20 protein-coding genes, 1 tRNA gene and 1 other RNA gene are annotated in these 19,591 nt (G+C 67.8%); 3 read left to right on the plus strand and 19 right to left on the minus strand.

Annotated features, from left to right (window positions below; translation table 11 throughout):
- Positions 1-15 precede the first annotated feature (15 nt).
- The 11 genes from DV704_RS01620 to DV704_RS01670 all read right to left on the minus strand — a co-directional run bounded on the left by DV704_RS01620 (position 16) and on the right by DV704_RS01670 (position 9,327).
- Entirely contained in the window at positions 16-1,107 is a 1,092-nt protein-coding gene (locus DV704_RS01620) for an FtsW/RodA/SpoVE family cell cycle protein (protein WP_114797801.1), read from the minus strand.
- On the minus strand, positions 1,100-2,374 hold the full coding sequence (murD, locus tag DV704_RS01625) for a UDP-N-acetylmuramoyl-L-alanine--D-glutamate ligase (RefSeq protein ID WP_114797802.1): 1,275 nt from the start codon (positions 2,372-2,374) through the stop codon (positions 1,100-1,102). The genes DV704_RS01620 and murD overlap by 8 nt, the downstream gene beginning before the upstream one ends.
- Positions 2,371-3,237, minus strand: a complete 867-nt coding sequence (locus DV704_RS01630) for a phospho-N-acetylmuramoyl-pentapeptide-transferase (protein ID WP_114797803.1) — start codon at positions 3,235-3,237, stop codon at positions 2,371-2,373. Before DV704_RS01630 ends, murD begins: the two co-directional genes overlap by 4 nt.
- Positions 3,234-3,968 (minus strand): hypothetical protein, encoded by a 735-nt coding sequence (locus DV704_RS01635; RefSeq protein ID WP_147279580.1) that lies wholly within the window; start codon positions 3,966-3,968, stop codon positions 3,234-3,236. Before DV704_RS01635 ends, DV704_RS01630 begins: the two co-directional genes overlap by 4 nt.
- The gene (gene murF / locus DV704_RS01640) at positions 3,950-5,251 is read right to left on the minus strand and encodes a UDP-N-acetylmuramoyl-tripeptide--D-alanyl-D-alanine ligase (protein ID WP_114797805.1); all 1,302 of its coding nucleotides are present in this window, start codon (positions 5,249-5,251) and stop codon (positions 3,950-3,952) included. Before murF ends, DV704_RS01635 begins: the two co-directional genes overlap by 19 nt.
- Before the next feature lie 39 nt (positions 5,252-5,290).
- Entirely contained in the window at positions 5,291-6,682 is a 1,392-nt protein-coding gene (locus tag DV704_RS01645; protein WP_114797806.1) for a penicillin-binding protein 2, read from the minus strand.
- A complete protein-coding gene (locus tag DV704_RS01650) occupies positions 6,679-6,942 on the minus strand; it encodes a hypothetical protein (protein ID WP_114797807.1) in 264 nt (87 codons plus the stop codon). The genes DV704_RS01645 and DV704_RS01650 overlap by 4 nt, the downstream gene beginning before the upstream one ends.
- Entirely contained in the window at positions 6,939-7,796 is an 858-nt protein-coding gene (gene rsmH / locus DV704_RS01655) for a 16S rRNA (cytosine(1402)-N(4))-methyltransferase RsmH (RefSeq protein ID WP_369910825.1), read from the minus strand. The genes DV704_RS01650 and rsmH overlap by 4 nt, the downstream gene beginning before the upstream one ends.
- Positions 7,797-7,799: 3 nt before the next feature.
- On the minus strand, positions 7,800-8,234 hold the full coding sequence (gene mraZ, locus DV704_RS01660; protein WP_114797809.1) for a division/cell wall cluster transcriptional repressor MraZ: 435 nt from the start codon (positions 8,232-8,234) through the stop codon (positions 7,800-7,802).
- A 316-nt stretch (positions 8,235-8,550) separates the two neighbouring features.
- Positions 8,551-8,912, minus strand: an RNA gene (gene rnpB / locus DV704_RS01665) — RNase P RNA component class A.
- 16 nt (positions 8,913-8,928) lie between these two features.
- A complete protein-coding gene (locus DV704_RS01670) occupies positions 8,929-9,327 on the minus strand; it encodes a GatB/YqeY domain-containing protein (RefSeq protein WP_114797810.1) in 399 nt (132 codons plus the stop codon).
- 32 nt (positions 9,328-9,359) lie between these two features.
- On the opposite strand from DV704_RS01670, the gene purH reads away from it, so the two are divergent.
- Complete coding sequence (gene purH / locus DV704_RS01675) at positions 9,360-10,868, plus strand: bifunctional phosphoribosylaminoimidazolecarboxamide formyltransferase/IMP cyclohydrolase (RefSeq protein WP_114797811.1); 1,509 nt, start codon at positions 9,360-9,362, stop codon at positions 10,866-10,868.
- Between the two features lie 7 nt (positions 10,869-10,875).
- Here purH and DV704_RS01680 read toward each other — a convergent pair whose 3' ends face one another.
- Genes DV704_RS01680 through DV704_RS01690 form a run of 3 tightly spaced genes read right to left on the minus strand, consistent with a single transcriptional unit; the run spans position 10,876 to position 12,785 of the window.
- The gene (locus DV704_RS01680; RefSeq protein ID WP_114797812.1) at positions 10,876-11,784 is read right to left on the minus strand and encodes an EamA family transporter; all 909 of its coding nucleotides are present in this window, start codon (positions 11,782-11,784) and stop codon (positions 10,876-10,878) included.
- On the minus strand, positions 11,781-12,398 hold the full coding sequence (locus DV704_RS01685; RefSeq protein ID WP_114797813.1) for a uracil-DNA glycosylase: 618 nt from the start codon (positions 12,396-12,398) through the stop codon (positions 11,781-11,783). The genes DV704_RS01680 and DV704_RS01685 overlap by 4 nt, the downstream gene beginning before the upstream one ends.
- Before the next feature lie 15 nt (positions 12,399-12,413).
- Positions 12,414-12,785, minus strand: a complete 372-nt coding sequence (locus DV704_RS01690; RefSeq protein WP_114797814.1) for a hypothetical protein — start codon at positions 12,783-12,785, stop codon at positions 12,414-12,416.
- Positions 12,786-12,924: 139 nt separating this feature from the next.
- Between DV704_RS01690 and DV704_RS01695 the strand changes: the two genes are divergently transcribed.
- A tRNA-Ala gene (locus DV704_RS01695) sits at positions 12,925-13,000 on the plus strand.
- 31 nt (positions 13,001-13,031) lie between these two features.
- Here the strand turns inward: DV704_RS01695 and DV704_RS01700 are convergent.
- Genes DV704_RS01700 through DV704_RS01715 form a run of 4 tightly spaced genes read right to left on the minus strand, consistent with a single transcriptional unit; the run spans position 13,032 to position 17,359 of the window.
- On the minus strand, positions 13,032-14,945 hold the full coding sequence (locus DV704_RS01700) for a heavy metal translocating P-type ATPase (protein WP_233498199.1): 1,914 nt from the start codon (positions 14,943-14,945) through the stop codon (positions 13,032-13,034).
- A 43-nt stretch (positions 14,946-14,988) separates the two neighbouring features.
- Entirely contained in the window at positions 14,989-16,035 is a 1,047-nt protein-coding gene (locus DV704_RS01705; RefSeq protein WP_114797816.1) for a response regulator, read from the minus strand.
- A 28-nt stretch (positions 16,036-16,063) separates the two neighbouring features.
- Positions 16,064-17,041, minus strand: coding sequence for a Holliday junction branch migration DNA helicase RuvB (gene ruvB, locus DV704_RS01710; protein WP_114797817.1), 978 nt, complete (start codon positions 17,039-17,041; stop codon positions 16,064-16,066).
- Positions 17,042-17,062: 21 nt separating this feature from the next.
- Positions 17,063-17,359: a hypothetical protein gene (locus DV704_RS01715; RefSeq protein WP_114797818.1), complete on the minus strand. Its 297-nt coding sequence runs from the start codon at positions 17,357-17,359 to the stop codon at positions 17,063-17,065.
- Positions 17,360-17,429: 70 nt separating this feature from the next.
- Here DV704_RS01715 and DV704_RS01720 point away from each other — a divergent pair, with 70 nt between their 5' ends.
- The gene (locus DV704_RS01720) at positions 17,430-18,581 is read left to right on the plus strand and encodes a deoxyguanosinetriphosphate triphosphohydrolase (protein ID WP_114797819.1); all 1,152 of its coding nucleotides are present in this window, start codon (positions 17,430-17,432) and stop codon (positions 18,579-18,581) included.
- Here the strand turns inward: DV704_RS01720 and DV704_RS01725 are convergent.
- Positions 18,572-19,492, minus strand: coding sequence for a carbohydrate kinase family protein (locus tag DV704_RS01725; RefSeq protein ID WP_114798007.1), 921 nt, complete (start codon positions 19,490-19,492; stop codon positions 18,572-18,574). The genes DV704_RS01720 and DV704_RS01725 overlap by 10 nt on opposite strands.
- Between the last annotated feature and the right edge of the window lie 99 nt (positions 19,493-19,591).

Raw genomic sequence — 19,591 nt, forward strand, 5'->3', positions numbered from 1 at the left:
CCCCTCCAGCGGTCTTCACGGCCGCACCTCCTTTTTGAAGGCCTCGCGGGCCAGGGCGTGCAGCAGCCCCATGGCCACCCCGGCCATAAGCATGGCGTTGCCCCCCACGCTGACCAGGGGCAGGGGAGAGCCCCCGATGGGAATCACCCCCAGCACCGCGGCGATGTTGAGGGCCGCTTGTAGGGTGAGGTAAAGGGTGAGGCCCACGGCCAGCACGCTGTAGGCCCCCTCGAGGTGGGCCGCGATCTGCAGGCCCCGGGCGAGCAATAGCCACCAGGCCAGAAGCAGCACGGCGCCGGCCAGCCATCCCCCAGCCCAGAGGATGGAGGCCAGGATGAAGTCGTTGTGCGACTCTGGTATGTGGGGCATGCGGGCGCTGAGGCCCTGGCCCAGGGGACCGGCATTCACGATGGCCTTGTGGGCCTGGGTAATCTGGTACAGGGGCCCCCGCAAAAGCTCCGGGCTTAGCTCGTTCACCCGGCCGCTTACGTAGGTTTGCCAGCTTTCAAAGCGGTCGCGGGCCTTCTGCAAGCGCTCCAGGAAGGCGCCCGAAAAGGCCAGCAAGACCAGGCCCCCCGAGAGCATGATGGCCAGCAGGCGTCGGGCCGGCACGCCGATGGTGAGGAGCAAAAACCCCGCCAGGAAGAGCAGGAACAAGGCGGTGTCCAGGTCGGGCGAGATGAGGATCAGCCCCGAGGCCAGCACGATGGCCATTACCGGACCGATGATGGGGTAGTCGGCGGGCTTCTGGTGGAAGAAGGCGGCCAGATAAAGGGGAACCGCGAGCTTGGCCAGCTCGGAGGGCTGGAGGTTGAAGGGAACAAAGGGCAGGTCCAGAAAGCGCCGCTCGCCGCTCGGGCCGAAGCCGAAGACCAGGTTGAGCCCCAGCAGGACCAGGGCCAGGAAAAAGAGGGGTCTGGCCGCCCAGAGCGCCCAGCGGGGGTGCAGCCGGGCCACCAGGAGGGTTAGGCTCAGGGAAAGGAGTATGTTGCGCAGGTTCTCCAGGCTGTGGGCCTCCCTTGCCCCCCGCATCCCGTCGGAGGCGGCCACCCCCAGGGCCGAAAGGGCGAAAAGAAGGAGCTGGACCAGCAGGAGAATGCTATCCATGGCCTCCCTCCAGGGCGCGTACCACCTCCCGAAAAATTCGGGAGCGCTCCTTGTAGTCTTTGAACTGGTCGAAGGAAGCGGCCAGCGGGGCCAGCAGCACGCTTCCTCTCGAAAGTCGGGCGAGGGCTATTTGCACCGCTTGCTCCAGGGCCTTTCGCCCGTCGGGCTCGCGGATTTCCACCACCTCAACCAGCCGCTGGAATGGGGCGGCCAGCTTGGGGCCATCCCTGCCGATGGCCAGGATGAGGGCCACCTTGCGCCCGACCACCTCCTCCAGCTCCTCGGCCGGGGCCCCCTTGTCCACCCCGCCCAGCACCCAGGCCACCGGGGCAGGCGCGGCTTCCAGGGCTGTGCGCACCGCCTCGAGCCGGGTGGCGATGGAGTCGTCGATGAACTCCACTTCTCCAATCCGGGCGAAGACCTGGTAGCGGGCCTCGGGCCAAGGGGCGCTTTTGCGGAAGGGCCAGAGGTTTTCTGGGGTGGGGGCGAAGGGCCAGGGGCGGCCTGGGTCTTCCCGCAAAACGATATGGGCATAGGCCAGGGCCGCTTGCAAGGCGGCGTTGAGGTTGGTCTCGCGGGGGGTGGCCGCGGGCTCGAAGGGGTAGAGCCGGGCTGGGCTTCGGGCCGCTGCTGCCCGGATTTTCTCGTCGCGGGCGTTGTAGACCAAGGCGTCCTCGGGGGTGAGGTTCTGAATGAGCCGGAGCTTGGCCGCGTGGTACGCCTCCAGGCTTCCGTGCCGGTCCAGGTGGTCCACCCCCAGCAGGAGGAGGACCGCCACCCGAGGGCGGAACCGGTGGGTGCGCTCGAGCTGGAAACTGGAAAGCTCCGTCGCCACCACCTCGGCCTCGTCCACCACGCTCGCTAGGGGGGGGTCGATGTTGCCCCCCTCCCGCGCCTTGAAGCCCAGGGCCCGCAGGAAATGGGCGGTGAAAAGGGTGCAACTGGTCTTGCCCGCAGTACCGGTGATGCCGATCAGGGGGGTCCTGGAGTGGCGGTAGACCAGCTCCGCCTCGCCGATAATCTCGGCCCCCCCCTCCTCCAGGGCCCTGAGACGGGGGTGCGCGAGGGGGACCCCAGGGGCCGCGATCACCTGGTCGTACTGTCCCGGGGTGGGGTGGGGCTCCTGGATGAAGCCCAGGGCCCGGGCCTGGGCCACCTCCTCGGGTTTGGGCGCATCGTCGTAGAAACGGGCCTCCAGCCCGTGCCGCTTGAGGTAGCCCAGCACCCCGAGCCCGCTGCGCCCCAGGCCGTAGACCAGCCGCCTCATCCTCCCCCTCCCCAAAGGTGCGCCGCCAGGGCGGTGCAGAGCGCGGTGAGCCCGGTAAAGCGGAAGACCACCTTGGCCTCACTCCACCCCGAAAGCTCGAAGTGGTGGTGCAGGGGGCTCATCTTGAGAAGCCGCCGGCCGGTGCGGCGGAAGTAGGCCACCTGCACCACCACCGAGAGCACCTCCAACACCGGGACCAGGGCCACCAGCGGAAGCCAAAAGAGCCGGCCTTCCAGGATGAAGAGCCCTGCCACCAGGGCCCCCAGGGCCATGCTTCCGGTGTCCCCCATGAAGACTGTGGCCCGTGGGGCGTTGTACCATAGGAAGCCGAGCAGCGCTCCCAAGTTGGTCTGGGCCAGCGGCAGGCCCAGGAAAGGCAGCAGGATTACCGCGGTGATGCTGGCTAGAAGCCCGTCTACCCCGTCGGTGAAGTTGAAGGCATTGCAGGCGGCTATCACCACCAGGGTGAAGAGAAGGACATCCAGCAAGGGGTAGGGGGTGTACTGCACCTGCCGGACGGCCCACAGAGCAAAGACCAGGCTCATCAGGGCCTGCACCGCCAGCTTTTCCCGTGCCCGCAGCGGCCGGCGCAGCGAGCCGGCCAGGTCGTCCGCCAGACCCAGAAGGGCCATCCCCAGCACCAGCAGCCAAAGCCCGGCCCACCGGTCCCCCCCGGCCAAGGCGTAGACCACCGCCGCCGCCAGCAGGAAGGCCACCCCCCCCATGCTGGGGGTGCCCGCCTTGGACTGGTGGCTCTGGGGGCCTTCGGCCCGCACCCGCTTGCCAAGCCCTAAGGCCTGCATCAGGGTGATCCAGATTCCGGTGAGGAACCAGCTTAGAAGGGCGGCGGCCAGGACGTTCATGGGGTCTCCAGGGAAAGGTCGCGCCGCAGGACCAGCAGGCGGCCTTCTTGAAGGGTGTAGAGGTAGTCGCCATCGCTTTCCAGGCCCTCGAAGCCTCCAGGGAGGAAGCCAAGCCTCAGCCCCTCCAGGCTGAGGCGGTAGAGGCCTTCCGGACCGAGCACGTACAGCTCGTCGAGCACCACCGCCGCCCGCACAGGGCCGGGCAGGGGAATGCGCAGGCCATCCGGCAGCCGCCAGCCCTCCGCGCCAAAGGCGTATACGTACGACTCGCTGGCGGCCAGGAACGAGAAGCGGCCCTGGCGCAAGAGCCGGCGCTCCAGGTAGACCCCCTCCTCGCCCAGCCAGTAGACCCCGAGGGTGGTGCGCAAAGCGTCCTTGGCCCGGTAGGGGAGGGTGCCTAGGCCCGGGGCGAAGAGGCGGTCGGGAAGGCCGACCAGGGGGAGGGGTCTGGCCCGCACGAAGGAGGGCACCCCGGGCAGGGGCAGGCTTTCCCTTAGGAAGCCGTCCTGGTAGATGAGGAGCTGGAAGGGGTAGGCCACGAGAAGGGTCGGACCGTTGCGGGCCACGGCTTGGGGAGGGCCAGGCAGGGCCAGGGTTAGGCCAGCGGCCCGCACCGTTCGCCCCACCACCACCCCGCCCTCAATTAGCAGGGGTGGCCCTGGCGCTGGGGCCTGCGGCTGGGGGGCGCAGGCCGCCAGGCCCAGGCCCAGCATCAGAAGACCTCTTCGCATTCCCCCTCCTTGGGCCAGCGCTCCAGAATTCGCTCCAGGCCCGCGCTGCGCGAGGCCTTGAGGTAGATCAGGTCGCCCGGCTGGGCTTTTTGTTCCAGGAACTGCCCGGCCTCCTCCAGGCTCTCGAAGGCTTCGCCTCCGGCCTCGGCGGCCTGGGCCCGGGCCAGCGGACCGATGAAGATGCGGTGGGGGCTTACCTGGGCGGCCAAGCGGGCTGCCTCGAGGTGGTAGGCCAGCGCCGCCTCCCCCAGCTCGGCCATGGGGCCCAACACCAGCCACTTGCGGCCGGGCTGGGTTTTGAGGAACTCGAGCCCCGCCCTGAGAGAAAGAGGGTTAGCGTTGTAGGCGTCGTGGATGAACTCAATCCCGCCTCGCCGAAGCCGCTGCATCCGGCCCGGAGGCAGCCGAAGCTCGGCCAGCCGCTCGATGGCCTCGCTCAGGGGCCGGCCCAGCATCTCGCACACCGCCAGCGCGGCCAGCCCCCCCAGCACGGCTCCGTAGCCGGGGTAGGGCAGGTGGACCCGGTGCTGGGCGTAGCGGAAGCGGCTGTAGTCCAGGCCAAGCTCCAGCCCTTCGGCCCGGAAGTCGCCCGTCCCGATGCCGTAGGTCTTGAGCCCCGGCCAGCCCAGCCGCTCGGCGGCCTGTGCGCTGGCAAGGCGCAGGGGGCTCACCCAAAGCAGCCAGCTTTCCTCCCTCACGACATTCTCCAGGCTCCCAAGCCCCTCCAGGTGTTCGGCCCCCAGGCCGGTCAGCACGGCGAAGTCGGGCCTGGCCAGGTAGGCCAGCTCGGCCATCTCCAGCAGGCGGTCGATGCCCAGCTCCACCACGCAGCCCTCGGCCCCCTCCAGGTGAAAGAAGAACCGGGTAAGGCCGGGGGCGTTGTTGAGGTTGCCCTCGGGCGCGGGCCAGCCTAAGGCCTGGGCGATGCAGGCCTTGGTGGTGGTCTTGCCCGAGCTGCCCCCCACCGCCAGCACCAGGCCGCTGAAGGCCTCGCGCAGGGCCCGCCCCAGGGCCACCAGCGCCCGTTCAGGCCGGCCGACCTGGACCGTGCCGGGGTGGGGCTGGTCGCTCACCACGAAAGAGGCGCCTTTGGCCAGGGCTTCCTGGGCGAAGAGCCGGCCGTGGGTCCGGGCCCCGGGCAGGGCGAAGAAGGCCACCCCTGGCCCCACCTGCCTCGAGTCCCAGTGCAGGTCGTGGGCTGGGGCCGTGGGGGGGTGCAGCCTGCCCCCGACGAGGCTGGCTACCCACTCTGCGCTTAGCTCCTTGGTCTTCCGCGCGGCCATGGCTTCAAATGAGCATAATCCTCAACTTACACAACCTACTCACCGGTTCACCAGTTTACTCCCCTCAGCCTCCAGACGGGGTGGGAGGCCCCACAGGGCCAGAAGACCGGCAGCAATCTCCCGGTAGATGGGGGCCGCCACCTGGGCGCCGTGGATGCGGCCTTTTGGGTGGAAGAGCACCACCACCACCGTGGCCCGCGGCTTGTCGGCGGGAACGAAGCCGGCAAAGAGCGCGGTGAAGACGCTTTGGCTGTAGCGTCCGTTTACCACCACCTGGGCGGTGCCGGTTTTGCCGGCCAGGGTGTAGCCCCTGAGCCGGGCGGTCTCGACCAGGCCCTGGGCCAGGGCAAGGCGGATTTGCTGGGCCACCTCGGGCCGGAAGACGCGGGAGCTCTGGCCGCTGCTGCCCTCGAATAGCAGGGGCGGGCGGTAGACGCCGTCGGCAGCCAGGGTGTTGTAGGCGGCGGTCAGGTGCAGGGGGGTGATCAGGAACCCCTGGCCAAAGGTGGCGTTGGCGTACTCGGCAGGCCCCCAGCGGTTTAGTGGACGGACCACCGGCGCGGTTACCTGGGCGCTTCCCCGGGGATAGCCAGCGGCTGGGGGCAGGGGGCGCGGGTCCATCAGGTGCATGCGCTCGAAGTACTGGTAGAGGGTGGCGCGGGGCAGGCGCTCGGCCAGGGTGCTGATGCCCACGTTGGAGGAGTACCTGAGCACCTCGGCCAGGGTGAGGGTCTCGGGATGGGGGACTGCATCCCCAATGGTCCACCCGCCCACCCGCCGCTGCATCGGGGCGTGGACCCGGGTGTCGAGCCGGGCTACCCCCTCCTCCAGCAGCACCGCAGCGGTGAGGGACTTGATGGTGGAGCCGGGTTCTATGGCCTGGGTGAAGGCGTGGTTGCGCCAGGCAATGTCCTCCTCCGCGGGTCGGCGGGGGGCGGTGGGGTCGAAGGGAGGGCCGTTGGCCACTGCCAAAAGACGGCCGGTGGCCGTCTCCATCACCAGGGCCGCCCCCCAGTCGGCACGGGCAGCTTGAAGCCCCTTCCAAAGGGCCCGCTCGCTCAGGGCCTGCACCTGGGGCAGCAGGGTCAGGCGCAGGTTCTGGCCCTGGGCCAGAATGGGTTCTAGGTCGAACTCGAGCCCCGCCAGCCCCCGCCCGCTCCCCCGCTCCCCGAAGCCCACGAGCTGGCTGGCCGAGAGGCCTAGGGGGTAGAGCCGGACCTCGCTCGGGGTGCTCAGGGCCAGAGGGGTGCCGTCGGCGGCCTCGAGCCGGCCCCGCAAAGGGGGGGACTCGGCAGCCGGTGGGCGCAGCCGCAGGCTGGGGGCGTTGTGCCAGAGCAGGTAAAAGCCGTAGCCCAGGCCCCCAGCAAAGAGCAGCAGGGCCAGCAGCACGGCCCATCCCCGGCTCAGGGTGGCGGTGGTGGAGGGGGTCATGGGGCGCTCCTTTCCGGAGGGGCCCAGCGGCCCAGGCTCATGGGCAGATAGCCCCGGGCCTCGGCCCACTCCAGGAGGGCCAGGGGAGCGGTGAGGCGGTAGTGTTCCTGGGTAAGCCGCAGCTCTTTTTGCTCCAGCTCGGCTTCCTGGCTGAGCAAGGCCTGCAGATGAGCAGCCTGCCGCTGGTTGTAGTGTCCCAGGGCCGTGAGGCCGACCAGCAGGACGATGTAGACCGTGGCCCAACGGAAGGCGCTTTTCATGGCCCACCTCCGCGCTCGGCCGCCCGCAGCTTGGCGCTGCGGGCCCGGGGGTTCCGGCGCGCTTCGTCTTCGGAGGGAGCAACGGGCTTCTTGGTCAGGGTTACAAGCGCCGTTGATGCGCGCAGGAAGTGCTTGACCAGCCGGTCTTCCAGCGAGTGGAAGCTGATTACCACCAGCCGCCCGCCCGGCCTCAGCACCTGCTCGGCGCCCCTGAGCAGCTCCTCCAGGGCGCCCAGCTCGTCGTTTACGTAGATGCGCAGGGCCTGGAAGCTCCGCCGGGCGGGGTGGCCCGCGGCGCGGTAGCCGGTGGCCCGGCGGATGACCTCGGCCAGCTGGGTGGTGGTCTTGATGGGGCGGTTTTGCACGATGTAGCGCGCAATGCGCCGGGCCTGGGGCTCCTCCCCGTAGCGGTAGAGAATCTGGGCGATGTCCTCCTCGCTGTAGGTGTTCACCACCTCCTCGGCGCTGGGGCCCTCCGGGCCCATGCGCATGTCGAGGGGGCCCTCGAGCTGGTAGCTGAAGCCCCGCGAGGGGTCGTCCAGGTGGAAGCTCGAAACCCCCAGGTCGGCCAGGATTCCGTCCACCTGCGCCAGGCCTAGCCGCTCTAGGGCACCGACCAGGCCGCGGAAGTTGGCCTCGACCAGGGTGAGCCGGGGCAGGTTCAGGGCCCGCGCCCGGGCAATGGCCTGGGGGTCCCGGTCGAAGGCCACCACCTGCCCCCCCCGCTCCAGGATGCCCCGGGTGTGACCTGCCCCGCCCAGGGTGGCGTCCACGTACACCCCACCCGGCCGAACGTCGAGCCAGTAAAGCGCTTCTTGGTAGAGCACCGGGGTGTGGGCCATGGTCGCAGGCATACCTCATCCAATCAGGCCGCGCAGGGCCTCGGGGGTGGTGGGGTTTTCCAGGAATTTGTTGATGCTCTCCCACCAGCGCGGCTCGCTCCACAGCTCCAGCCGGGTGGGGGCCCCCACCACCACCGCCTCGCCCGACTCCTCGAGGCCTGCAAACTTGCGCAGGGTGGGGGGGATGGTGATGCGGGAGGCGCTGTCCATCTGGGTTTTGTGGGCCCCCGAGTAGAGGAAGCGCACCAGCAGCTGGGCCGGTCGGTCGATGAGAGGGACGTTCTGGAGCTGGCGCTCGATGTTGCTCCAGGTGTGGAGGGGGTAGAGGTACAAGCAGCCCTCGAGGCCCCGGGTGATCACCACGCCATCCTCGATGAAGGCGCGAAAGGGTGGCGGAATAACCACCCTTCCCTTTTCGTCGAGGCTATACTGGTACTCACCGAAGGGCATCGCGAAAGCTCCTGGGTAAAACTGAACCGCTTTCGAAACCCTTTCCCACCCAAGGGGCCGCTCTGGAGTGTAATCTACCACGAATTTCCCACTTTTTACCACCGGTTCCCACCCTGCTCCCACTTTTTCCCACCTTCGGTGGAAAAAGTGGGCCGATTTCCCACTTCAGGGGGTAGGCCGGGAAATTCCCTTCCCCATGGGCGAATTTTGGAATTGCTGGGCTGGGTCTTTCTATGCTGTGAGCAGAAGTTCTTTGTTTTTTACGTACATGAAGATGCCCTTAATGAAATTAGGGCCCGCCTGGGGGCGGGCCCTGAGGGTGGGAAGGGGTGTAAGCCGGGTTCTGTTTTCCACGGTCATCTCTCTGGGATGGCTGTCACCAGCCACCTCAAGCGTCCCTGCCAGCGGTGCCTTCGGGTCGGGCCAACCCTCCCTGCTGGGCTTACGGGACTTGCACCGGATGGGGTTTGCCTAGCTCCCCCTGTTACCAGAGGGACTGGTGCGCTCTTACCGCACCGTTTCACCCTTACCGGACCCATCGCGTAGCGGTGAGCCCGGCGGTCTGCTTTCTGTTGCACTTTCCGTCGGGTTACCCCGCCCAGCCGTTAGCTGGCATCCTGCCCTGTGGTGCCCGGACTTTCCTCAGGCGCAACCGCCCGCGACCGTGCCCCCTTCCCACAGGTTTTATTTTACCTCAAGCGCCCCTGGTCATGCGCTCCACCACCTGCCGCACCCGCTCACCAGGGGCCGAGGGCCCCAGGGCCCTGGTCACCAGTCCGATGGCTGCCATGGGGGACTTGAGCTGGCTGAAGTCGACGTGGGCTCGGATCCAGGCCTCGATTTCCTCCTCGCTCATCTCGCGGGGCAGGTAGCGGTCCAGAAAGGCCATCTCGAAGGCGTTCTGGTTCTCCTCGGCGGTGGCCCGCAGGGCCTTCAGGATTTTGACCGCCTCGGCATCCGGCAAGGGGCGGCCGTCCCCCTTGCGGTCCAGCTCGGCCTTGACCACCCGGGCGTAGTCGCGGCTCTGGACATCGCCGCGTTTCATGGCCTCTACGATCTCCTTTTTGATGGCTTCGTAGATTGAGGTGCTCATTCTTCCAGTCTAGCGCGTATGATGGGCCGGGTATGCGCGCGCTGCTGTCTGTGTCCGACAAGACCGGCCTGGTGGAGTTTGCCCGGGGGCTTTTTGAGCTGGGGTTTGAGCTGGTCTCCACCGGTGGCACCCAGCAGGCCCTCGAGGCCGCCGGGTTGCCGGTGCTTCCTGTTTCGGCCTTCACGGGCTTTCCTGAGATATTGGGAGGGCGGGTCAAGACCCTTCACCCCCGGGTGCACGCCGGGCTGCTAGCGGCCAAGACCCCCGCGCACGAGGCGGAGCTCGAGGCCCACGGTCTGCCCCGCATAGACCTGCTCTGCGTCAACCTATACCCCTTCCAGAAGACCCTGGCCCGGGGGTCTTCGTTCGAGGAGTGCCTCGAGCAGATTGACATCGGGGGGCCAGCCATGCTGCGCGCCGCTGCCAAGAACCACGAAGCGGTGCTCCCGGTCTGTGACCCGGCTGACTACGGCGCGGTTCTGGCGGCCCTCCGCACCGGCATCAGCAGCGAGTTTCGCAGACGCCTGGCCCAAAAGGTCTTCGCCCACACTGCGGCCTACGACGCCGCGATTGCCGAGTTTTTGGCTTCGGAGAAGTTTCCCCCGACCCGGGTTCTGGCGCTGGAGCGGTTGCCAGGGGTGGAGCTGCGCTACGGGGAGAACCCCCACCAGGAGGCAGCGCTGTACGCCCTTTCGGGCCAGAGGGGGGCGGTGCTTCACGGACAGCTCCTTGCGGGCAAGCCCATGGGCTTCAACAACTATGCCGATGCCGAGGCGGCCTGGGGTCTGGTGCGGGAGTTCGAGCGGCCAGCCTGTGTGGCCGTCAAGCACGCCAACCCTTGCGGGGTGGCTTTGGCCGACGACCCCAAGACCGCTTGGGAGCGGGCCCGGGACGCCGATGCCTTATCGGTGTATGGGGGGGTGGTGGCCTTCAACCGCCCGGTGGACCTGGCGACGGCCCAGGCCACCCGGGGGACTTTTCTTGAGGTGCTGGTGGCCCCTGGGGTGAGCCCCGAGGCGCTGGACTGGTTCCGGGCCAAAAAACCCGACCTCAGGGTGCTGGTGGCGGTCCAGGAACAGACGGACACCCTGGAGTACCGCTTCCTGAGAGGGGGGTTTTTGCTTCAGGACCAGGATACCCGGCGGTGGGAGGAGCTCGAGCTGACCTACGTGACCGAGCGGGTTCCCACCCCAGCCGAGCTGCTCGACCTTAAGTTTGCCTGGTACGTGGCCAAGCATGCCCGCTCCAACAGCATCGTGCTGGCCCGGGGAGGGGTTACGGTGGGCATCGGCACCGGGGCGGTAAGCCGCATCTGGGCTGCGGAGCGGGCCATTCAGAACGCAGGGGAAAGAGCGCGGGGGGCGGTTTTGGCTTCCGAGGCCTTCTTTCCCTTCGACGATGTGGTCCATGCAGCGGCGGCCGCGGGGGTGAGCGCCATCGTGCAGCCCGGGGGGGCCAAGCGCGATACCGAGGTGATTGCGGCCTGCAACCGGCACGGCATCGCCATGGTCTTTACCGGGTCGCGCCACTTCAAGCACTGAAACGGGCTCAGGGCTTGGCGCTGCTTCCGGCGAGGGCGGCCTGGCTTTTGAAGACCAGCCCCACCCCCAAAAGCACCAGCAGAGCTCCCAGAAAGGTCCAGATGCCAATCTGCTCGCCGAGGAAGAGCCAGCCCAGGAAGAGCGCCAGCACCGGGTTCACGTAGGCGTAGGTGGTGACCAGGCTCAGCGGCAGGAGCCGCACAGCCAGGATGTAAGAGGTGTAGGCGATAAGCGAACCGAAGACCACAAGATAGAGGTTGGCGGCCCAGGCCAGGGCGTTGGGGGTGTCCCAGGGCTCGCCGAAGAAGAGGGAGAGGGCGAGGAAGCCCAGCCCTCCGAAAAGCTGCTGGTAGCCCGAGACCACCTCTGGGGGCAGGTGAGGGCTTCTGCGCTGGGTGTAGAGGGTGCCGCTGGCCCACAGCATGGGGGAGACGAGCAGCAGCCCGAAGGCCAGCAGGTGGTCGGGGGAGGTTGCGCGCAGCTCAGGTAGGTTCAGGACGAGAATACCCGCCAGGCCTGCAAAAAGCCCCAGGAGCAGAAGCCTGGGGGGCGAGCGCCGCTCCAGCAAGCCCTCCAGAGCAGCAGCCCAGATGGGGGTGGTGGCGATCATCAGGGCCACGTAGCCGGAGGGCACGTGCTGGCTGGCCACCAGAATGAGGCCGTTGCCGCCTACCCAAAGCAGGGTCCCTGAGAGGACCAGCCCCCCTACCTCGGCGGGGCTCAGCTGTGTGCGGAGACCCTGCCAGCGGGCGTAGAGGAGGAGGAGCAGGGCTGCGGGTATAAAGCGGGTGGCCCCCATCCAGAAAGGGGCAAAGCCGTTGCTCACCCCCACCTTGAAGGCGAGGTAGGTGCTGCTCCAGACCAAGTAGACCACCAGCAGGTGGAGTAGGCCGGTGCGGGAGAGGGAAGGGCTCAAAACAGGCTTCCTTGGCTCACGGTTTTAATCTCTACCCGCTGCTTGGGCCCCAGCTCATCGAGGGTTTTCTTCACAAGCTGGATGTCCAGCCAGGTGAGGTGCTTGGGGCTGCCGGGTGCGCGCGAGGGGTTGCGCAGGAGGTAGGCGGGGTGGAACATGGGGAAGACCCGGATGCCCTGCCACTCGAAAAATTTGCCCCGGGCCTTGGTGATGGAGAGCTTCTCCCCGGCGAAGAACTCCAGGGCGGTGGCCCCTAGGGGGATGATGATCTGGGGTTGGACGAGCTGAATCTGCCGGATGAGCCAAAGCGAGGTGCAGGTTTTGGCCTCGAGGGGCTCTGGCACCCGGTTCTGCGGCGGCCGGCACTTGACGATGTTGGCGATGTAGACGCTCTGGCGGGGTATGCCGGCAGCCTCCAGGATTTTGTCCAGTAGCTGTCCGCTACGGCCCACGAAGGGCCGGCCTTGCAGGTCCTCCTCCTCGCCCGGTCCCTCGCCCACAATCATCAACCGGGCATCGGGGTTGCCCTCCCCGAAGACCACGTGGGTCCGGCTTTTGGATAGACCACAGGCGGTGCAGGCCTGGGCCTGCGCTGCGAGCAGCTCGAGGGTCATGGTTGGGTCCGGCCCCTACTCCTCAATGGGCTTGCGGGCTTTGCGGGCCTCGCGGCGGACTTTGGGGTCGAGACCAATCATCAGGAAGAAGTTTTCCAGGGCGTTCTCCTGCCCCTTGATGACCGGATGGGCATCCTCGGCGGTGCCGGTGACGAAGGGGAGCTGCTGGTACATCTCCAGGGCCCGGCTTACCACCGCTTCGGGCCCCTCGTTCTCGGCCACCTCGGCCAGCTTGGCGTAAACCTCGCGCCGGGCCTCAGCGTGCAGGCGAAAAACCTCTGGATTGGGCGTCTCCGGGGCCCGAAGAACATCCTGCTTGGCGATGCGCCGATAGTGCTTGAGGCCGCGCACGATTTCTTCGGTGGAGAGCGTCACCTTGTACTCCATCCTGGCTCCTTTCAACGCAACACCCCTCCCGGGAGAAACCTTTTTTACCCTGCGATTATAGGCTTGCCGAAAAGAGGGTGTCAACGAAGAACAGGGCTTGACGAGCCAGGGTCGGACCCCTATACTTTAGGCTGCCTTCGGGGCTGTGGCGCAGTTGGGAGCGCGTCTGAATGGCATTCAGAAGGTCAGGGGTTCGAGTCCCCTCAGCTCCACCAAAAAGACCGGGGCCGTAAGGCCCCGGTTCCTTTATTGCCCCTGCACCCGGTGGGCCAGCAGGCGCAGCCCCATCAGCACCACGAACAGGGTGCCCCCCTCGTGGGCCACCACCCCCAGAGGTAGCGGCACCCAGCCGGCCAGGGCAAAAGCCCCTACCACCCCGATTATGCTCAGGGCGAAGGCCAGGTTGAAGTAGACCGTGCGGGCGGTGGCCCGGGCCAGGCGCCAGGCCCCCACCAGGCGCGAAAGGTCGTTTCGCACCAGCACCAAGTCGGCGCTCTCGAGCGAAACATCCGCACCGCTGGCCATTGAGACCCCCACATGGGCCGCGTTCAGCGCCGGGGCGTCGTTGAGCCCGTCGCCCACCATCACCACGGTTCCCTCTTCCACCAGTTGCCTGATGCGCGCCAGCTTTTGCTCGGGCAGGAGTTCGGCCTCCACCTCCTCGATGCCGAGCCGGGCGGCCAGGTGCCGGGCTGCAGCGAGGCGGTCGCCCGTCAGCATGATGACCCGAGCGCCCCCCGCCTTGAGCTGCGCGATGGACTGGGCCGCCTCGGGCCGGGGGGCATCGGCGACGCCCAGGAGGGCCACCACCCGCCCCTCTACCCCCAGCACGGCGGTGGTCTGCCCCTCCTGTTCCAGCGCTTCCATCTTCTGCTGGACCCCCGGGGATAGCTCGAGCCCCAGCTCTTGCACCAGCCGGCGGTTGCCCATCCAGACCTGCCGACCGTCGCTCAGCAGCCCCACCACCCCGCGTCCTCGCAGGGCCCGCACCTCGCGCATCTCGGGCAGGGGGCCCGAGCAGGCCTCCACGATGGCGCGGGCAATCGGGTGCTCGCTGTAGCGCTCGAGGCCTGCGGCCAGGGCCAGCGCCTCCTCTTCGCTGCCCTTCAGCACCTGGAGGCTGGCCAGGCGCATCCGCCCCTCGGTGAGGGTGCCGGTCTTGTCGAAGACAAAGATGCGGGCCCGGGCCAGCGCTTCCAGGGCAGCCCCGCTCTTGAAGAGCGCTCCGGCCCGTGCGCCTGCGGCCATGGCCGAGAGCACTGCGGCCGGGGTGGCGATGACCACCGCGCAGGGGCTGGCCACCACCAGGAAGGTCATGGCCCGGTACCAGGCCTCCGCGCTCTCCAGACCCAGGCCCAGCTGGGTTACCAGGAAGATGACCGGGGCCGAGAGCAGGACGGCCAGGGTGTAGGGCCCCTCAAAGCGTTCGGCAAAGCGCTCGGTGCGGCTTTTGCTGGCCCGGGCGCTCTCCACCAGCCGAATAAGCTGGGCCAGGGTGCTCTCGCCGGCGGGGCGCTCGACCCGCACCCGCACCACCCCGTGCCCGTTCAGGGTGCCGCTTTTGACCGCGTCCCCCGGTGCCTTGTCCACCGGCAGGCTCTCGCCGGTGAGGGCGCTTTCGTCCACCTCGGTAAACCCCTCCAGCACCGTGCCGTCAGCGGCAAAACGCTCGCCCGGGCGCACCAGCAGCACATCCCCCGGTCTTAGGGCCTCGAGGGGCCGCCACACCTCCTGCCCGTCCGGCAAGAGCACGGTGGCCCCCTCCGGGTGCAGGCGCATCAGGGCCTCGATGGCCTGCCGGGTGCGCTGCAGGGCCCAGCTTTGCAGGGTGTTGGAGAGGCTGAAGAGGAAGAGCAGGATGGCCCCGTCCCCCGCCCGTCCCACCGAGGCCGCCCCCAGGGCTGCCACCACCATCAGCAGGTCCACGTCCAGCTTACGCGCCTGAAACAGGCTTCGAGCGGCCTTGAGGGCCGATGGCACCCCTCCGGCGAGGTAGGCCAGGAGCCACACCCCGGGGAGGATGAAGCCGCCCACCGTCCCGACGAGGGTGAGGCCGGTGAGCAGGAAGCCGCGGGCCACCTCGTTGTGCTGGAAGAGGGCCGGCCAGCCGGGGAGGTGAGGGCTGCCCGTCCATTTCCTAAATTTGGAAATAATAATCACTACCAAATGAGTATACCCCTTATCCGGCGCCTGTCGAGGCCCCTCAGATGGGTCGGCGGATGACCGAAAGGGCCCTGAGCAGCTCGCCCTCGCCGAAGGGTTTGGGAACATGCCCCACCCGGGCCCTTCGAACCCAAAGACCGCGGGGGGCCTCCTCAGCGATGAGCCAGATAGGGGGGAAGCGGCCCCCCGGTGTGCTTCTTATCTGCTGCACCTTGTGGGCCAGGTGCTCCCCTTCCAAGAGGATTCCGCTGACCCGGTGCTGCGCTAGCATGCGCAGGGCGCTTTCTAAGTCGTAGGGCAGCAGCACCCGGTAGCGGTGGCGTTCGAGGGCCACCAGCAGAAGCCGCCGGATGAGGTCGGAGTCGGCCAGCACCAGAAGAAGGGGGTCCTGCGGGCACACCTCGGCCCTGGCCAGAATCCCCCGGCTCTCGAGCTCGAAGAGCAGGTGGTAGACCTGTTCCTCGGGTAGGTCGCAGGCCAGGGCCACCGAGCGGGCCCGCCTAACCCCGTCCACCGCCTCGAGCACCGCCCAGGCCTCGGGCGAAAGGGGATGGCGGGTGGGATCCCCCACCAGCCGTAGCACCGCCTCCGGGTCTACCTGCCCCCGCCGCCACTCATCGAGCCGGCGCAGGGCCTCCATCAGAAGGGTGCGGGTGTCGCTGAGGCCTGGCAGGAGGACCTGGGAGGCCTCGAGGGGAAGCGGCGTGGCCAGAAGCTCCCCTTCGCTCTGGGCCAGCAGGGTGGCCAGGCCTTCCAGAAGCTGGGCGTGCAGCGCCTGGTTGAGCTCCTCCTCGCTAAGCAGGCCCTGCCGCAGGGCCAGCGCCCCTAGGGGGGTACCGGGGTTTTCCCGGGCCTGCTGCCCCACCAACCCCTGGACTTCTTCCAGTGTCAGGTAGTCGAAGCGCACCAGGTACTCTCCCAGGTGAGGTCCGGGCTGGGTCTGCACGTAGACGATCTGGCCCTCGCGCATATAGATGCGCCCCTTTAGGTGGGGGCAGTCCAGGCTTACCACCGCGCTTTTGCGCGCCCCTTCCAGGGCCCTGAGCAGATCCCCCAGCTCGACCTCGCCCAGCCTGGCCCGGATCATCCGCTGGCCTCCCTTGCCGCCCAAACGTCTACTCCAGCAGGCGGCTTTGCTCGGGGAGGGGGTATCCCAGGTGGAGGTAGGCCCGCTCGGTGGCCTGGCGGCCTCGAGGGGTGCGCTTAAGCAGGCCAAGTTGAATAAGGAAGGGCTCGTGCACCTCCTCCAGGGTCTCGGGGTCCTCGGCCAGGGCCGTGGCCAGGGTCTCGAGGCCCACCGGCCCCCCGGCGAAGCGGGTGATGAGGGTGGTGAGGATCTGCCGGTCGCGGGCCTCCAGGCCCAAAGCATCGAGCCCTAAAGCGTCCAGGGCCTGGCGGGTCCGCTCCAGCCCGACCACCCGCTCCCCGGCCACCTCGGCGAAGTCGCGCACCCGCCGGAATAGCCGCTTGGCGATGCGCATGGTCCCCCGGCTGCGCCGGCCTATCTCCAAGGCCGCCTCGGGCTCGATCTCCAGCCCCAGAAGGGCCGCGTCGCGCGTAACCCCCAGGGCCAGCTCCTCCTCGCTGTAGAACTCCAGGTGTTCGATGATGCCGAAGCGGCTGCGCAGGGGCCCCGAGATGAGGCCGGGGCGGGTGGTGGCCCCAATCAGGGTGAAGCGGGGCAGGTCCAGGCGGAGGGTACGGGCCGCAGGGCCCGAGCCGATGACGATGTCGATTTTGAAGTCCTCCAGCGCCGGGTACAGGTGCTCCTCGGCGGCTTTGGAGAGGCGGTGAATCTCGTCGATGAACAGGATATCGCCCTCCTCCAGGCTGTTGGTGAGGATGGCGGCCAGGTCGCCGGGCTTCTCGATGGCCGGGCCGCTGGTCACACGGATGTTTACCCCCAGCTCGTAGGCCACCACATGGGCCAGGGTGGTCTTGCCCAGCCCCGGCGGCCCGAAGAGCAGGAGGTGGTCGAGGGCTTCCTTCCGGTTCCGGGCTGCCTCCAGGTAAACCCGGAGCTTCTCCTTGAGCCGGGTCTGGCCCACGTACTCATCCAGGCTGCGGGGCCGCAGGGTGAGGTCGGTCTCCACACCCCCATCATAGGGGTTCTCTCAGGGGCAAAGCGTCCAGACCGTGTCGCGGTTCAGGTGCAGGGTGCGCGCGAAGCGCAGGTGCCCGGGCTGGCCGGGCTGGGTACCTTCGGCGCGAAGCTCGTAGCGGCCCTCCCGCAGGCTGGGGAAGACCCGGGTGCCCCGCACGATGCCGGCAAACTCCCCGTTGATGTAGAAGAAGACCGCCTGGTTGGGCCCGGTGCACTGGTTTTGCACCAATAGGTCGAAGCGGCGGGGTTCGCCCAGGGCTGGGGCGCAGGCCGAGAGCAGAAGAGGGAGGAGCCAAAGCAGCCTCATCCAAAGAGGGTGATACCTCAAGCCGGGGCAAAATGCATGAGTTCTTACCCAAGGTGCGTAGACTGGGCTCATGCTCTTCGCGCGCCAAGACCTTCTGGCCCAGGAAGACGGCCATCTGGCCCCCTACGCGGTTCGCTCGAGCCAGACCCGGGGGCGGGCCTACCCCGAGCCCGAGTCCCGCTACCGCACCCCCTTCCAGAAGGACCGCGACCGGGTCAACCACACCACCGCCTTCCGCCGGCTGCAGTACAAGACCCAGGTGTTCGTGAACTTCGAGGGCGACTACTACCGTACCCGGCTTACCCATACCCTGGAGGTGGCCCAGGTGGCCCGCTCCATCGCCCGCGCCTTGGGGCTCAACCCCGACCTCACCGAGACCATTGCCCTGGCCCACGACCTGGGCCACCCCCCCTTTGGCCACGCGGGCGAGGCGGTGCTGAACGAGCTGATGCGTGAGCACGGGGGTTTTGACCACAACAAGCAGTCCTTGCGCATCGTGACCCACCTGGAAAAGCGCTACCCCGGCTTCCGCGGACTCAACCTGTGCTGGGAGAGCCGTGAGGGCATCATCAAGCACGAGACCCGCTATACGCTGCCCGAGGCCGAGGGGTACGAGCCCCACCTGCGCCCGAGCCTCGAGGCCCAGATTGTTAACCTGGCCGACGAGATCGCCTACTACGCCCACGACCTGGACGATGGCCTGCGCTCGGGGCTGCTGCGCCCCCCTCAGCTTGGTGAGGTGGAGCTTTTGCGCGATCTTTTGGGCGAGCTGGGCCTGCGGCCCGAGGGGCTGGAGGAGCTGGGCCGGCGGGTCTTCATCCGGGAGCTTTTGGGCCTGCTCATCACCGACACCATCCATGCCACCCACCAAATTCTGCAGGCCCACCGGATCGAAAGCCCGGAGGCCGTCCGCCACCACCCGGGCCCCCTGGCCGGCTACTCCCCCGGCCTCACCCAGCAGCTAGAGCACCTCCGGGCTTTTTTGTACGAGAACTTCTACCAGCACCCCTACGTGGTGCGGCAGGTAGGCAAGTCCCGCTTTGTGTTGGAGCGGCTTTTCGCTGCTTACACCCAGGAGCCCAGGGTTCTCCCACGAGAGGTGCAAAAAGCCGCACAGGAAGAGGGTATCCACCGCGCGGCCTGCGACTACATCGCCGGCATGACCGACCGCTTCGCCCTGGACGAGTATGCCCGCTTGTTCGAACCGGGCTTTTACCGCTGAGCCTGCATCAGGTCTTCTTCGGTGACCAGCCGGCCCTGGCCCCCTACTGCGGTGGCGGCCAGCGAGCCGGCCAGGTTGCCAAGCCGCGCCGCGGTAAAGGGGTCCTTGCCCTGGAGGATGGCGTGGGCGAAGGCGGCGGTGAAGGCATCGCCCGAGCCGGTGGTGTCCACCACCTCCTCCAGCGGGTAAGGCTCGATGAGTTCCTGGCGGCTGGGGGTGACCACGATCGAGCCCAAAGCCCCCACCTTGACCACCACCGTCTCGAGGTCAAAGGCCTTCAACCGTTGTACCCCCTCGCTAATGGAGCTGGCGCCGGTGAGGGTGAGGAGCTCCACCTGGTTCATGAGGAGGTAGGGCACGCCCCGCAGCAGGTCTAGCAGGGCCCGGCCGGCCGCCCGCACCGCTCCGGTGCCCAAGTCGGCGAAGATGGGCAGTTCGCGCTTGCGAGCCGCGTCCAGGACGTTGATAGCGTACTGCCGCTGGGGGCCGCCCACAAAGGCGTAGGCCGAAAGCACCACCGCATCGATGGGGTCGAGCATCCGGCTTTTGAACTCGGCAGCGTCCAGGTAACGGCTGGCCCCGCCCGCCGAGACCATGGAGCGCTCGCCCCCCGGCAAAAGCAGGATCAGCACCGAGGAGGTGGTCTGCTCGGGGTCCGTTTGCAGGTATTTGAGGTCCACCCCCACCTTTTCCAGTTGCGAGAGGGCCACGCTGCGGAAGGGGTCGTTGCCCACCCGGCTGGCCAGGTAGACCTTGTTGCCCAGGCTGGCCAGATGGGCTGCCAGGGTCCCTCCAGCCCCCCCCGGCTTCATTAGGGCCCGCTGGGCAGGCACCTCTTCGCCGGTCTCGGGGATTCGCTCGAGGAAATAAATTAGATCAACCGACACGTCCCCTACAACGAAAAAGCGCATCTTGGCCTCCAAGCCCTTTCACGCAGGATTGTTTCTAAGTTTATCGGCATGTTGGTGGTTTACGCCAGGCTACCCCAGCAGCATGAGAAATCGCTACCA

It is taken from the genome of Meiothermus sp. QL-1, from assembly GCF_003351145.1.
Classification (GTDB): Bacteria; Deinococcota; Deinococci; order Deinococcales; family Thermaceae; genus Meiothermus.